Genomic DNA, 14,008 nt, shown 5'->3' with positions numbered 1-14,008 from the left:
CCTACGGGACGATGTTGACCAGCTTGGGCGCGCGCACGATCACCTTGCGCGGCGCGCCCTGGAGGTAGCCGGACACCTTGTCGGAGGCCAGGGCCAGGGCCCGCAGCTCGTCCTCGGAGATGTCGGGGGCCACCTCCAGCCGGTCGCGCACCTTGCCCGCCACCTGCACCACGCACGTGACCGACTCCTGCACCAGCAGCGCGGGGTCGGCGACGGGCCAGCCGGCGAAGGCGACCGGACCGGTGCGGCCCAGGCGCTCCCAGCCTTCCTCGGCGACGTAGGGCGCCACCAGCGAGAGCATGACGGCCAGCGACTCGGCGGCCTCGCGCACCGCCGGGTCGGCCGCGCCGGGACCGGAGTCGATGGCCTTGCGGGCGGCCGAGGTCAGCTCCATCATGCGGGCCACCGCGACGTTGAAGCGCTGCGACTCGACCAGCTTGGTGACCTCGTCGATCGTGCGGTGGGTGACCTTGCGCAGCTCGGCGTCGCCGCCCTCGAACGACACGCCGGGCTCGGCGGTCGCCTCCGACATCACGCGCAGCACGCGGGCCAGGAACTTCTGGGAGGCGGCCGGCGAGACGTCGGCCCAGTCGATGTCGTCCTCCGGCGGACCGGCGAAGATCATCGTCAGGCGCACGGCGTCGACGCCGTACGCGTCGATCTGCTGGCCCAGGTCGATGCCGTTGCCCAGGGACTTCGACATCGCCTTGCCGCCGTTGATCACCTGCCCCTGGTTCAGCATGCGCAGGAACGGCTCGGTGAAGCTCACCATGCCCATGTCGTGCAGGACCTTGGTGAAGAAGCGCGAGTACAGCAGGTGGAGGACGGCGTGCTCGATGCCGCCGACGTACTGGTCGATCGGGCCCCACTTGCGCACCTGCTCGGGGTCGAACGGCCCGTCGGTGTAGCCGGGCGAGGTGTAACGCAGGAAGTACCAGGACGAGTCGACGAACGTGTCCATCGTGTCGGTGTCGCGCTTGGCCGGACCGCCGCACTTGGGGCACTCGACGTTGACCCACTCGGTGGCGCTGGCCAGCGGGGAGACGCCCTTGGGCGCCAGCGCCTCGCCGCGCAGGTCGGGCAGCGTGACGGGCAGCTGCTCGTCGGGGACGGGCACCTCGCCGCAGTCGGCGCAGTGGATGATCGGGATCGGCGTGCCCCAGAACCGCTGACGGGACAGCAGCCAGTCGCGCAGCCGGAAGTTGACCGCGCCGGTGCCCCGGCCCTCGGCCTCCAGGATCTCGATGATCTTGGCGATGGCCTCGGCCTTGGTCAGCCCGTCGAGGGGGCCGGAGTTGACCAGCGTGCCCTCGCCGGGCGTGGCCTCGCCGGTCTCGCCGGGGTCGGCCAGGCCGGTGTGGACGACGACCTTGACCGGCAGCTCGAACTTCCTGGCGAAGTCGAGGTCGCGCTGGTCGTGGGCGGGCACGGCCATGATCGCGCCGTGGCCGTAGTCGGACAGCACGTAGTCGGCCGCCCAGACCGGGATGCGCTCGCCGCTGACCGGGTTGACCGCGTGGCGGCCCAGGAAGACGCCGGTCTTCTCCTTGTCGGTGGACAGGCGCTCGATGTCGCTCAGCTTGGCGACCTCGGCGCGGTAGGCCTCGAAGGCCGGGCGCTGCTCGTCGGTGACGATCTCGTCGGCCAGCGCGGCGTCGACCGCGACCACGAAGAACGTGGCGCCGTACAGGGTGTCGGGGCGCGTGGTGTAGACGTGGACCGGCTCGTCGCGGCCCTCGATCTCGAACAGCACGTCGGCGCCCTCGGAGCGGCCGATCCAGTTGCGCTGCATGGTCAGCAGGCGCTCGGGCCAGCCGTCGAGCTGCTCCATGTCGTCCAGCAGGCGCTGGGCGTAGTCAGTGATCTTGAAGTACCACTGCGTCAGCTCGCGGCGGATGACGTCGGCGCCGCAGCGCTCGCACTTGCCCGCCACGACCTGCTCGTTGGCCAGCACCGTCTGGTCGTTGGGGCACCAGTTGACCAGGCCGCCCTTGCGGTAGGCCAGGCCGCGCTCGAAGAAGCGGTTGAACAGCCACTGGTTCCAGCGGTAGTACTCGGGGTCGCTGGTGTGCAGGCGGCGCGACCAGTCGAAGGAGATGCCGTAGCGCCGGAAGGAGTGAGCCTGCGTCTCGATGTTGGCGTAGGTCCACTCGGCGGGGTGGGCGTTGCGCTTGATCGCGGCGTTCTCGGCGGGCAGGCCGAAGGAGTCCCAGCCGATCGGGTGCAGGACGTTGTAGCCCTGCTGCATCCAGTAGCGCGCGACGACGTCGCCGATGGCGAACACCTCGCCGTGGCCCATGTGGAGGTCGCCCGACGGGTAGGGGAACATGTCGAGCATGTAGCGCCGCTCCCGGGTGTCGGCCGCGTCCTCGCTCGCCCGGTAGGGCTCCTGTTCCTCCCATCGCTGCTGCCACTTGGCCTGCAGCGCCTGCGGGTCGTACTCACTCACGGCTACTGTCCTTCTGGCTTGACTCGGACCCATAAGAAAACCCCTCGTGCACGACGAGGGGTAGCCGCGACGGCGAGACCTCTCAGGGCCGTCGCGGCCCGCTAAGAAGCAGGGTCGCGGAACGCATGTGTCAAGCCTAGCGCACGTCTTCGACGGAATGCAGATACTCCGGGGACCGGCGCAGGCACAATAGACCCTTCAGGTCCAGCGAGACCTGATGGTGATGTATCCGTTGTGACCTCATATGTCCCTTTAGAATACTGTCGTCGCGTGGTGTACCCAGCTGAGCCAGATCGACCGGAGGGCGACCTGCCGCTGCAGGATCCGCCAACCGATCCGCACGGCTTCGCTCGTTTCGCTGCGAAACCAGCCGTATCTCCTGGAAAATCCCATGAGATCATGCCTGGTACGTCAAATCCGGATATAGCGGCACATCCGGACACAACCTCGGGAGGGCCGGCAGCAATGGCAACGGAGAATTCCGCGAGCTCCGGAGCGTCGCACCTGCCACCGTCCTGGCCGGAGGTCCGCAACGACGTGCCTTCCTCCTGGCCGTCCGGCGGGCAGGAGTCCTCCGGCGTGCCGATGTCGTGGCCGGAGGCCGCCCCGGCCCAGCCGTCCTGGCCCGAGGCCCCGCAGGCGCCCTCCTGGCCCGAGCCGCCGCGCCCCGACCCCTCCTGGCCCGACGTCCCGCGCAACGATTCGTCGCGGAACGACTCACCGCGCAACGACCCGTCTCGCAACGACTCCCGCGCGCAGCAGCGGGGCGGCGACGCGTCGTGGCCGGAGCCGGCGCGGCCGTCCTGGCCAGACCCGCCGCGGCAGGAGCAGGGCTGGCCCGAGACCCCCCGCCAGGAGGTTCCCGTCTCCTGGCCGGAGCAGCAGCAGCCGGCCCAGCCGCAGGACCCGGTGCCCGCCTGGTCGCAGCCGCCGACGCCGTCCCCCGGCGCGTGGTCCAACCTGTCCACGCCGGCGCCCTGGCCCAACAGCCCCGCCCCTGCCCCCTCCCCCGCCCCGTCGGCGTCCGCCGCCGACCCGCTGGACCGCACGGTCACGCTGGGCCGCGCGCCCGGCCCGCTCGACGCCCCCGTCCAGCCCGCGCCGTCGCCGCTCGACGGCCCCGGCGGACCTGGCGGACCTGGCGCGCCGTCCGCCGGCCCGGCCGACGAGCACACCGTCATGTACGGCGGCCGGCAGGCCGACACCATGGCGGGCGACCCCGCGATGCCCCCGGGCCCGCTCGCGGCGGCCCACGTCGGAGCGCCCCCGGCCGGACCGGGCATGCCCGGCGACGGCCACCCCGACCAGCCGCGCCCCGGCTCGAACCTGAACCGCGACCCCTCCGACCCCGACCGCCGGTTCGTGACGGCCGGTCAGATCAGCGGCTCGCGCACCCCGCCCCCCGACCGCCAGCAGGAGCTCTGGAACAACGTCTTCGGCGACGAGTACCAGGGCGGCGACCACGACTCCCTGGACGACGAGCCGAGCAAGCCCATCTGGATCTACGCGCTCGGCGGCTCGGTCGTGATCGCCCTGGTCGCGGCGCTGCTGTGGGCCTTCCTCGCGGGCCCGCTGGCCGGCGAGGACACCCCGGAGGGCAAGACCGCCTCCTCCCCCACGGCCTCGGCCGGCCCCACGAAGGCGGGCACGGGCAAGCGCTCCACCACGATCCCCGCCCTGCCCAAGTACCCGGGCAAGGCGTCCCCGGTGACCGGCCGGGTCGAGGACGCGGCGGCCGGGGTCTCCCTGCCCCGCCTGGGCGGCAGCTGGCAGCTCGACCAGCGGGCCACGGTCAAGTCCACGTTCGGCTACGACACCCGCCAGTACACGGAGGTCGCGCCCGACAAGTACGCCCAGGTCATGTCGGGCCCGCTACCGGCGAACCTGTCCTCCCTGTACCAGGAGGACGACCTGGAGCCGGTCATCCGGCGCATGGTGCTGCAGGCCCGCAAGGACTTCTACCCCGACGGCAACAAGGTCAGGAAGATCGCGCAGCAGCCGATCAAGGTGGGCGCCTCCACCGGCCGGCTCATCGCCTACGCCATGACCGCCGGCACGGAGAAGGCCACGATCGTCACGATGGCGGTCAACACCGGCGGCAGCGTGCCCGCCATCGTGTTCGTGTCGATCCCGGACGAGGGCAAGCAGCTCCTGCCGGACATCCGTACCGTGATGAACCAGCTCAAGCTGAGCGCGCAGTCCTGAGCCCCGGGCGCCGCCGCGCCCGGCTCAGAACGTGCACTCCATGTGCTTGATCCCGTTGATGAACGAGGAGTGCAAGCGGTCGGGCCTGCCGCCCTCGATCTGCGGCACCCGGCGCAGCAGCTCGCGGAACATCACCGTGATCTCCCGCCGGGCCAGGTGGGCGCCGAGGCAGAAGTGCGGCCCCGGCCCGCCGAAGCCGACGTGCGGGTTGGGGTGGCGGGTGATGTCGAAGCGGTACGGGTCGGCGAACACCCGCTCGTCCCGGTTCGCCGCCCAGTAGAACAGCACCACCTTCTCGCCGGCGCGGTAGAGGTGACCGTTCATCTCGTGGTCGCGGGTGACCTTGCGGCGCATGAAGTTCACCGGCGAGGCCAGCCGGACGATCTCCTCCACGGCCCCGGGGGCGCGGCCCTCGACGTCCTCCAGCCACAGGGCGCGCTGGTCGGGGTTCTTGGTGAGCAGGCGCAGGCCGTAGGAGATGGCGTTCCTGGTCGTCTCGTTGCCCGCGACCACCAGCAGGATGAAGAACGACCCCAGCTCCCGCATCGTCAGCCGCTCGCCGTCGATGTTGGCGTTGACCAGCGAGGACGTCAGGTCGTTGGTGGGGTTGGCGGTGCGGTGGGCGGCGAGGTCCTGGACGAGCTGCTGCAGCTCCATCCCGGCGGTGAGCAGGCGGGTGGCCAGCTGGTCGAGGTCGCCGCCGGTGTACTCGGGGTCGAAGCCGCCGAGGATGATGTTCGAGCGGTCGAAGACGAACCGGTAGTCGCGCTCGGGGATGCCCATCATGTCGCAGATGATCTTCAGCGGAAGGCGCGCGGCCACGTCGGTGACGAAGTCGCCTCCTGGACCGGCGGCCACCAGGTCGTCCACGATGCGCACGGCGGCGGCCTCGACGTCCGACTCGAACTGCTTGATCATCTTGGGCGTGAACGCGCGGGAGACGATCCTGCGCAGCCGGGCGTGCCGGGGGTCGTCCATGTTGATCATGGAGCCGAAGTACTCGGTGAACTCGGCGGGCATGTCGGGGATGTTCGTCGCGCCGCCGTCGCCGGAGCAGAAGACCTCGGGGTTGCGGCTCGCCTCCAGGATGTCGGCGTGCCTGGCCAGCGCGTAGTAGCCGGGCCCCTTGGGCGCGACGGCCATCTCCATCTCCTCGAAGAAGGCCGGCGTCTCGCGGGCGCGCAACCGGTCGAACGCCGCCTCGCGCTCGCTCATGGGCCTGGCCCAGAAGTTCCGGTCCGAAAGGTCGAAGTCCAGGACGGTCATAGGGCCATCATTCGGAAAGCGACCACTTACGTCAATGGGTTCGACGTACACCGTACGTGGCTGCCGGGAAAACCGGTGGCTCGTGCGGACGGGGCTTTTGTAGGGTGCCGCGCATGACGTTCTTCTTCCTCCTCGGCTAGCGATCCGCCGGCGGGCCGTGGGCTGACCCACCGCCGGTGATGCGGGGCGGCCTGCCGCCGTCCCGGGTCGCTACGTGGGAGAAGAACAGTTGCTCACCTTGGCGGTGGCCAGGGCGGTGCGTGGCACCGAGCCCTTGGTCGCGGCGGAGATTCGGCGTGCCCGTCTCGGGGTCGTCGTCGGCGTCCGCCATCGGGAGGTGTGGTTCGAGGTCCGGCCCGGCGCCGGGCTCCTGGGATTGCGCACCGCGGACGACGTACTGCTGGCCGCGGCCGTGGTGGACGGGGTCGGCCACGGCCGCTCCGCGCTCGCCCGGCTGGCGCGGGCGGCCCGCGGGATCGACCTCGGCCCGCCCGGCGGCCCCGACGTCGAGGTCTCGGCCTCGTTCGTGGGACGCCGCAACTACACCAGGCACGAGATCGAGGACGCCGTCGGGACCGAGCTGGCCCGGTCGTGGCGGCTGCGCTACCACTCCCGGCGGGACGGCGGCCGGCCACCCGCCGGGGCGACGGCGTGGCGGGTGACGATCGAGGGCGACCAGGCGGTCATCGCCCGGCGGGCCGGTGACCGGCCGCTGCACCGCAGGCCGTACAAGACGGCCTCGATCCCGGGCACGCTGCACCCGCCGCTGGCGGCCGCGATGGCCCAGCTCGCCGGGCTGGGCGCGGAGGGCTTCCGCGGCGTCGTGCTCGACCCCTGCTGCGGGGCGGGCACCACACTCATCGAGGCCCACGCGCTCACGCGCGCGCCGCACACCGAGCCCGCCGGGCTCTCTGGGCTCGCCGAAGGTGTCGGGTTCGTCGGGTTCGACCGCGACCCGGCCGCCGTCGCGGCGGTCGCCGTGAACGCTCGGGCCGCCCTGCCACCGGACGGTCCGGGCCCGTTCCACTGGGGGCTCGCCGACGCCGGGCGGCTCCCCATGGCGGACGGAAGCGTGCGGCGGGTGCTGGTGAACCCGCCCTGGGGACGTCAGGTGCCGCCGCGCGGCCTGCTCGGGCCCGGCCTGGACCCGTTGTGGCGGGAGGTGCGGCGGGTGCTGGAACCCGGCGGCCTGGCCGTTGCACTGCTCCACGACGACCCCGGCGCGGACGGGACACCGGGCGGCGCGCCGCGCGGGTTCACGATCGAGCAGGCGCTCCCGGTGAGCCTGTCAGGACGCCACCCGGTGATCACCGTACTCAGCAGGCGGGACCGCGCCGGCCGAGGTGCCACCCGATGATCGCCGAGGTCAGGAGGCGAGCCGGTCCCCACCCGGTGATCGCGGCGGTCAGGAGGCGGGGCCGAGCCAGTCGAGGATGAGGCGGTTGACCTCCGCGGGCCGTTCCAGGTGCAGGAAGTGGCCCGCGTCCGCCACCAGCTCGACCCGCGACCCCGGCGGCAGGCTGCCGGCCGCGTCCTTGGCCATCTCCACGCCCATGCACCCGTCGCGCTCGCCGTGCAGGTACAGGACCGGGCCCGCGGTGGCGGGGTCGACGTCCGGGTAGCGGCCCGAGGGGGGCGTGGTGCCGAGCGCGGCGCGGTAGTACCCGATGGCCGCCGCCATGTTGGCGGGCTCGCCCAGGCTGCGCCGGACGAACGCCAGGTCCTCGGCCGGGTCGTGGCCGGGCGACCAGTCCCGCCAGAGCCGGTCGAGGAAGGCCGGGTCTGCGGCGGCCGGCTCGGCCAGCACGGTCTGGAACAGGAAGATGTAGAACGACCGCTTGAGCTGCTCGTACGCCAGCAGCCCGGGAAGCTGCGCGCCCGGCGGCGGCACCGCGAGCGCGACCGCCCGGCGGAAACGCCCGGCCAGGGCGTAGGCGGGGAAGGCCCCCCAGTCGTGCCCGACGATCACCGCGTTCTCATCGCCGCCGAGCTCCTCGTGCAACGCGCGCACGTCGGCGACCAGGGCCGCCTCCTCGTACGCGCCGTCGGCCGGGATCTCGGTGGGCGCGTAGCCGCGGCTGAACGGCGCGACGGCGCGGTAGCCGCGTCCGGCCAGCTCGGGCATCAGGTGCCGCCAGGTGTGCGCGGTGTCGGGGAACCCGTGCAGGCACAACGCCAGCGGCCCCTCCCCCACGGTCAGATACGCGAACTCCACACCGTTGGCGTGGATCGTCCTGATCTCCATGACTGCGAAACCTAGCATTCGCCTCCTTCCGGGAGTACCACTGCACAAGGGGCCTTTCATCGTGAGGAGCAGGCATGCGACGCGGATGGGTTCTCGCTCTCGCCTCACTGACCATCGTGCTCGTGGTGGTGGACCTGACCGCCGTGACCATCGCGCTGCCCGACATCCGCGCTGCCCTGGGGGCGAGCCTGCCCGAGGTGCAGTGGGTGGTGGACGCGTACGCGCTGACGCTGGCCGCCGTCCTGCTGCCCGCCGGGGTGCTGGCCGACAGGTACGGCCGCCGCCGGATGCTGGCCGTGGGCGTGACGGTCTTCACGGTGGCCTCGCTGGCCTGCGCGCTGGCCCCCACGGCTGCCCTGCTGGACGTGGCCCGGGGCGTCCAGGGCCTGGGCGCGTCCGCGCTGTACGGCACCACGACCCCGCTGATCGCCTCGGTCTACCCGGAGGGCCCGGCCCGGGGCCGGGCGCTCGGCATCTTCAGCGCCGTCTCCGGCCTGGCGATGACGCTGGGCCCGGTGGTGGGCGGCGTGCTGACGGCGACGTTCGGCTGGCGGGCCATCTTCCTGATCAACCTGCCGATCGGCGTGTTCGTGGTGGTGGCGCTGCGGCAGCGGGTGCCGGAGTCGCGCGGCCGGGGCCACCTGGACCCCCTGGGCGTCGTGCTGATCGCCGCGGCGCTGTTCGCCATCATCCCGGCGCTCATCCACGACGTGCCGCTGCTGCTGGTGGCCGGGCTCGCGCTGCTGGCGGCGTTCGTCTTCGCCGAGCGGCGGACCGCGACCCCGATGATCGACTTCGGGCTGTTCCGGAACCGGGTGTTCGCGGTCGGCTCGGCCACGACGCTGCTCATGCTGGCCGCGCTGCTGGGCGGGTTCACGTACCTCACCCTGTACGTGCAGGGCCCCCTGGAGGCGAGCCCGATCGAGGCCGGGGTGCGTTTCCTGGCCTTCAGCGTGGCCGCGGTCATCGGCCCGATCGCGGTCGGCCAGGTGCTGCACCGCTGGCCCATGGGCGTGCTGATCGCCGTCGGCCCGGCGCTGATCACCGTGGCGCTGCTGGTGATGGCGATCCCGGCGGCCGACCGGTGGACGCCGATCATGGCCGGGCTGTTCCTCGGCGGCCTGGGGCTCGGCGCGGGCAACGTGGTGGCCAACCAGGTCGGCCTGACCGCGCCGATGGATCAGGTGGGCATGGCCACCGGGACGGTGAACACGCTCAAGCAGGTCGGCACGGCGGTGGGCGTGGCGGTGCTGGCGGCGCCGTACCGGTCGGGGGTGTCCACGATGTTGCTGGTGGCGGCCGGGCTGGCGCTGGCGGGCGCGCTGCTGCCGCTGGCCCTGGCGGGCGGGCGGGTCAGTCGGTCTCCGGCCAGTCCCAGCCCAGCTGGAGGAACAGGCCCAGCCGGTCGCTGACCGCGCGGATCTCGCTGATCCGCCCCTCGCGCAGGGTGACCAGGAAGATCGCCTCGACGTCGAAACTGCGCCCGGTGGGCGTGGGCATGCGCGGGTGGGTGCCGGAGTGCGTGCCGGTCATGCGGAGCCGGGCGACCAGTCTGTCCCCCTCGGCGACGACCTCCTCGACCTCGATGTGGAACGGGTCGAACGCGTCGAGCTGCATCCGGATGCCCTCGAAGGCGGCGCCGGGCTCGTCCGGCTCGCCAAAAATGATCTTGTTGTGGTCGACGACGTCGGGGGTCAGATAGTCGCCCAGGTCGTCGAGGCGGCGTTCGTTGACGGCGGCGAAGAAGTCGGTGATCACGGTCGACCCTCTCTCTTACGGTGTAAGACGGCAGTATCTTACGGTGTATGAGAGAGCGGATGTCAAGGGAGCGGGTACTGGAGGCGGCCCTCGAACTCCTCGACCGCGAGGGCGCGGCCGGGCTGTCCATGCGCAAGCTGGGCAAGGAGCTGGGCGTGGAGGCGATGACGCTCTACTACTACGTGCCGAACAAGGACGCGGTCCTCGACGGGCTGGTCGAGCTGGTGCTCTCGCGCGTCACGATCGAGCCCTCCGGCGACTGGCGGGTGTGGATGCGGGCGTTCGCCGAGTCGATCAGGGCCGAGCTGCTGCGGCATCCCGCGCTCATGCCGGTGGTCGCGATCCGGCCGGTGGCCACGCCGGGGGCCCTGGGCATGGTCGAAGGCGCCGCCGCCGCGCTGACCCGGGCGGGCTTCACGGCCAAGGAGGCGCTGCATGTGATCAACGCGGTGTCGACGTTCGTGATCGGGCACACGCTGGCCGAGGCGGGGCCGGACAGCCCGCGGCAGTCCGACCTGGACCTGGCGGACTATCCGGTGCTGGCGCGGGCGGTCGCCGACGGCCTCGGCACGCCCGAGGACCATCAGGAGCGCTTCGAGCTGGCCGTGGCGGCCCTGCTCAGCGGATTCGCGCCGCGAACCCCTGAAGGAGGCACTCCAGCCCGAACTCGAACTGGTCGGCGAAGCTGAGGTCGTCGGCCTCGGCCACCCGCCGGTTGAACTCCGGGTAGGCGCCGGTGGCCATCACCTCGCGGACATAGGGGCCGATCGTCGCCCGCCACTCCTCCTCCGACAGCCCCGTGCGGCGCAGCGCCTCCTGCTCGGCCAGCTCCTTGGCCACCGCGCCGAGCACGTAGTCGCCGATCACCCCGATCACGGCGGCGGCCCGGGTGATGTCGGAGGTCAGCGGCCGGGCCGCGGACAGCGCGTGCTCCACCCGCCGCAGCGAGTTGGGCCCGAGCGCCGGCCTGCTCGTCATCAGCGCGGCCAGCCACGGATGGCGCAGCACGCCCGCGCGCTGGTCGCGGGCCACCCCGGCCAGGTCGGCCCGCCAGTCTCCGGTCAGCGGACCGGGTTCGCCCTCGCCCCACACCGCGTCGACCATGAGGTCGAGCAGCTCGTCGCGGTTCTCCAGGTAGCGGTAGAGCGAGGTGGTGCCCGACTTGACCTCGCTCGCCACCCGGCGCATGGACACCGCGTCGAGGCCCTCGGCGTCGGCCACCGCGATCGCGGCCCGCACGATCGCCTCGACGCTCAGGGCCTGACGCTTCGGCGCGTACGGCTCGCGACTCCACACCAGTGACATCCGGCTCCCCCCTCTGGCCTTCATCGTACGCCTGTGGTTACAGTGTTCCCATGACGGAAACAGTGTTCCCACGAAACGCCGACGTCCTGATCGTCGGCGGCGGCAGCGTCGGGCTGAGCGCGGCCGTGTTCCTCGCCCGCCACGGCGTGCCCGCCCTGGTCGTCGAGCGCGAGCCCGGCCCGCGGGCGCACCCCCGCGCCACCGGCATCGGCCCCCGGACGGTCGAGCTGCTCCGCGAGGCCGGCCTTGAACGGGCGGTGGACGAGGTGGCCATCGACATGACGAACGCGACCCTCGGCAAGATCACCGTGGACACGCTGGCCGGCGCAGACCTCGCCGCGATAGCGGCCGGCCTGCCCGCCCGGACGCGGATGTTCGACACGGCGGCCTACAGCCCGGCCCGGCTGCGCGGCATATGCCCGCAGAACCGGCTGGACCAGGTGCTGCTCGACGCCGCCCGCGAGCGCGGCGCGCACGTCGCGTACGACACCGAACTGCTCTCCCTGGAGCAGGACGCCGACGGCGTGACGGCGGTCGTGTCCGGCCCGGACGGGACCCGCACCCTGCGCGCCCGCTACGTGATCGCCGCGGACGGCGTGCGCAGCGGGGTGCGGGCGGCGCTCGGCATCGGCGTGACCGGCCCCGGCGCGCTCGGCCCCGAGCTGCACAACGTCATGTTCCACGCCGACCTGAGCCACCTGACCGACGGGTACGGCTTCGCGCTCGCCGAGCTCACCACTCCCGACGCGCCCGGCATGCTCATGGCGATCGACGGCGAGACCGAATGGGTCTTCCACACCGCCCAGGAACCCAGCCCCGACCTGCTCAGGACCGCGATCGGCGACCCCGGACTGAAGGTCGAGATCGTCAGCGTGCTGGGCTGGCGGGCCCGCGGCCAGGTCGCCGACCGGTTCCGCGAGGGGCGGGTCTTCCTGGCCGGCGACGCGGCGCACGCCGTGCCGCCGACGGGCGCGTTCGGACTGAACACGGGGGTCGCCGACGCCCACAACCTGGCCTGGAAGCTGGCCCGCGTGCTGACCGGCCGGTCGGCGCCCGCGCTGCTGGACACCTACCACGACGAGCGGCGGCCGGTCGCGCTGCTGGCGCTGGAGCAGTCGCGGCTGCGGATGCGGGACCTGCGGATGCACTTCGGCTCCGGCCCCGAGGCCGCCCGGCTCAGGGCGGCGGCGGGCGCGGTGAACGCCCCGATCGTGCACGTCGGTTACCGTTACGGCGGCGCCTCGGCGGTCGAGGGCCTGCCCTCCACCGAGGACGTGACGCTCTGCCTCGACGGCTCGCCCGGCTCGCGGCTGCCGCACGTGTGGATCGGCGAACGATCCAGCCTCGACCTGGTCGGGCCCGATTTCAGCGTGTTCACCGGCGCGCCGGTGCCCGACCCCGGCGTCCCGGTGCACGTGGTCGAGGGCTGGCCGTACGGGACCGTGCTGGTGCGGCCGGACGGGTTCGTGGCCTGGCGCGGCCCGGACGACGGCCTGGCCGAGGCGGTCAGAACGTGTACGGCAGGTGCTTGATGCCGTTGATGAAGTTCGACAGCAGGAAGTCGGGCTCGCCGGCCGTCCTGATGCCGGGCAGGCGGGTGAACAGCTCGCGGAACATCACGCTCATCTCCCTGCGCGCCAGGTGGGCGCCCAGGCAGTAGTGCGGCCCCGGGCCGCCGAAGCCGACGTGCGGGTTGGGGTCGCGGGTGATGTCGAAGACGTCCGGGTCGGTGAAGACGGACTCGTCGCGGTTGGCCGAGTTGTAGAAGAGCAGCACCTTGTCGCCCTTCTTGTACGGCACGCCGTTCATCTCGTGGTCCCGGGTCAGCGTGCGGCGGAACTGGATCACCGGGGTCGCGTAGCGCACGATCTCGTCGCATGCCCGGCCGACGCGCGCGTCGAAGTCGGCCAGCAGCAGCTCCCGCTGGCCGGGATGGTCGGTGAACAGCTTCAGCCCGTAGGCGATGGCGTTGCGGGTGGTCTCGCTGCCGGCCACCACCAGCAGGATGAAGAACGACCCCAGCTCCTGCGGGCTGAGCCGCTCCTCGCCGCCCACGAGCAGGCTGACCAGGTCGCCGGTCGGGCGTTTGCGGCGCTCGTCGCCGAGGCGGGCGGCCATCCGGTTCAGCGAGTAGCCGGCGCGCAGCAGCTTGGCCAGGCCGCGGGCGACGTTGACGCGGCTGAAATTGGGATCGATGCCGGTGTACTCGGGGTCGGCGTTGCCGAGGATGACGTTGGTCCGTCGCAACACCAGGTCATGAAATTTCGGCGGAATCCCCATCATGTCGCAGATGACCCGTACGGGGAGCCGGGCGGCGACCTGCGCCACGAAGTCGCCCGGCCCCTGCTCGATCGCCTCGTCCACGATCTCGGCGGCGGCCCTGGCCAGGTCCTCCTCCATCTTGGCCAGGATGCGCGGGGTGAAGGCCCTGGAGACGATCCTGCGCAGGCGGGCGTGGCGCGGGTCGTCCATGTTGATCATCGAGCCGAAGTAGACGCTGAGCCAGCGCGGCATGTCCGGGATGCTGTTGGAGCACGGCTCGCTGCTGAAGACGGCCGCGTTCCTGCTGGCCTCGGTGACGTCGGCGTGGCGCACGAGGGCGTGGTAGCCGGGCCCACCGCCGATGAACGGCACGGTCTGCTCCGGCACGAAGAGGGGCCGTTCGAGCCGGCGCAGGCGGCGGAAGGTCTCCAAGCGGTCCGCCTGCGGCAGTCCCCAGAACGGTATCTGCGAGATGTCCAGATCCGCGGAGAGCGTCATACCGTACAAGCCTTGGGCAA

Annotated in this window: 11 protein-coding genes; 5 read left to right on the top strand and 6 right to left on the bottom strand. The window is 72.2% G+C overall.

The features are described from left to right. Position 1 precedes the first annotated feature (1 nt). Positions 2-2,482 (bottom strand): leucine--tRNA ligase, encoded by a 2,481-nt coding sequence (gene leuS / locus ACIBK9_RS36295; protein WP_387663544.1) that lies wholly within the window; start codon positions 2,480-2,482, stop codon positions 2-4. A gap of 504 nt (positions 2,483-2,986) precedes the next feature. Here leuS and ACIBK9_RS36290 point away from each other — a divergent pair. Further along, on the top strand, positions 2,987-4,654 hold the full coding sequence (locus ACIBK9_RS36290; protein ID WP_397163209.1) for a hypothetical protein: 1,668 nt from the start codon (positions 2,987-2,989) through the stop codon (positions 4,652-4,654). 24 nt (positions 4,655-4,678) lie between these two features. Here ACIBK9_RS36290 and ACIBK9_RS36285 read toward each other — a convergent pair whose 3' ends face one another. Next, complete coding sequence (locus ACIBK9_RS36285) at positions 4,679-5,920, bottom strand: cytochrome P450 (protein ID WP_397163208.1); 1,242 nt, start codon at positions 5,918-5,920, stop codon at positions 4,679-4,681. Between the two features lie 229 nt (positions 5,921-6,149). On the opposite strand from ACIBK9_RS36285, the gene ACIBK9_RS36280 reads away from it, so the two are divergent. After that, positions 6,150-7,277 carry an RNA methyltransferase gene (locus tag ACIBK9_RS36280; RefSeq protein ID WP_397163206.1) on the top strand — a complete coding sequence of 376 codons (1,128 nt, stop codon included), beginning with the start codon at positions 6,150-6,152 and terminating at the stop codon, positions 7,275-7,277. A 48-nt stretch (positions 7,278-7,325) separates the two neighbouring features. On the opposite strand, the gene ACIBK9_RS36275 is transcribed toward ACIBK9_RS36280, so the two are convergent. Beyond that, complete coding sequence (locus ACIBK9_RS36275; RefSeq protein ID WP_397163205.1) at positions 7,326-8,183, bottom strand: alpha/beta fold hydrolase; 858 nt, start codon at positions 8,181-8,183, stop codon at positions 7,326-7,328. A 56-nt stretch (positions 8,184-8,239) separates the two neighbouring features. Here ACIBK9_RS36275 and ACIBK9_RS36270 point away from each other — a divergent pair, with 56 nt between their 5' ends. Further along, the gene (locus tag ACIBK9_RS36270) at positions 8,240-9,577 is read left to right on the top strand and encodes an MFS transporter (protein WP_397163204.1); all 1,338 of its coding nucleotides are present in this window, start codon (positions 8,240-8,242) and stop codon (positions 9,575-9,577) included. Here ACIBK9_RS36270 and ACIBK9_RS36265 read toward each other — a convergent pair. After that, a complete protein-coding gene (locus tag ACIBK9_RS36265; protein ID WP_397163202.1) occupies positions 9,519-9,923 on the bottom strand; it encodes an ester cyclase in 405 nt (134 codons plus the stop codon). The genes ACIBK9_RS36270 and ACIBK9_RS36265 overlap by 59 nt on opposite strands. Positions 9,924-9,970: 47 nt before the next feature. Between ACIBK9_RS36265 and ACIBK9_RS36260 the strand changes: the two genes are divergently transcribed. Continuing rightward, a complete protein-coding gene (locus ACIBK9_RS36260; RefSeq protein WP_397163201.1) occupies positions 9,971-10,612 on the top strand; it encodes a TetR/AcrR family transcriptional regulator C-terminal domain-containing protein in 642 nt (213 codons plus the stop codon). Here ACIBK9_RS36260 and ACIBK9_RS36255 read toward each other — a convergent pair. Further along, the gene (locus ACIBK9_RS36255) at positions 10,542-11,228 is read right to left on the bottom strand and encodes a TetR/AcrR family transcriptional regulator C-terminal domain-containing protein (RefSeq protein WP_387663528.1); all 687 of its coding nucleotides are present in this window, start codon (positions 11,226-11,228) and stop codon (positions 10,542-10,544) included. The genes ACIBK9_RS36260 and ACIBK9_RS36255 overlap by 71 nt on opposite strands. 50 nt (positions 11,229-11,278) lie before the next feature. On the opposite strand from ACIBK9_RS36255, the gene ACIBK9_RS36250 reads away from it, so the two are divergent. Next, positions 11,279-12,760, top strand: a complete 1,482-nt coding sequence (locus ACIBK9_RS36250; RefSeq protein WP_397163200.1) for an FAD-dependent oxidoreductase — start codon at positions 11,279-11,281, stop codon at positions 12,758-12,760. Here ACIBK9_RS36250 and ACIBK9_RS36245 read toward each other — a convergent pair. Beyond that, positions 12,735-13,988 carry a cytochrome P450 gene (locus tag ACIBK9_RS36245; RefSeq protein WP_387663524.1) on the bottom strand — a complete coding sequence of 418 codons (1,254 nt, stop codon included), beginning with the start codon at positions 13,986-13,988 and terminating at the stop codon, positions 12,735-12,737. The genes ACIBK9_RS36250 and ACIBK9_RS36245 overlap by 26 nt on opposite strands. Positions 13,989-14,008 lie beyond the last annotated feature (20 nt).

It is taken from the genome of Nonomuraea sp. NPDC050227 (assembly GCF_044459705.1).
Classification (GTDB): Bacteria; Actinomycetota; Actinomycetes; order Streptosporangiales; family Streptosporangiaceae; genus Nonomuraea.
Note: the sequence above shows the minus strand (reverse complement) of the source record. Positions and strands in the feature narration are given on the sequence as shown.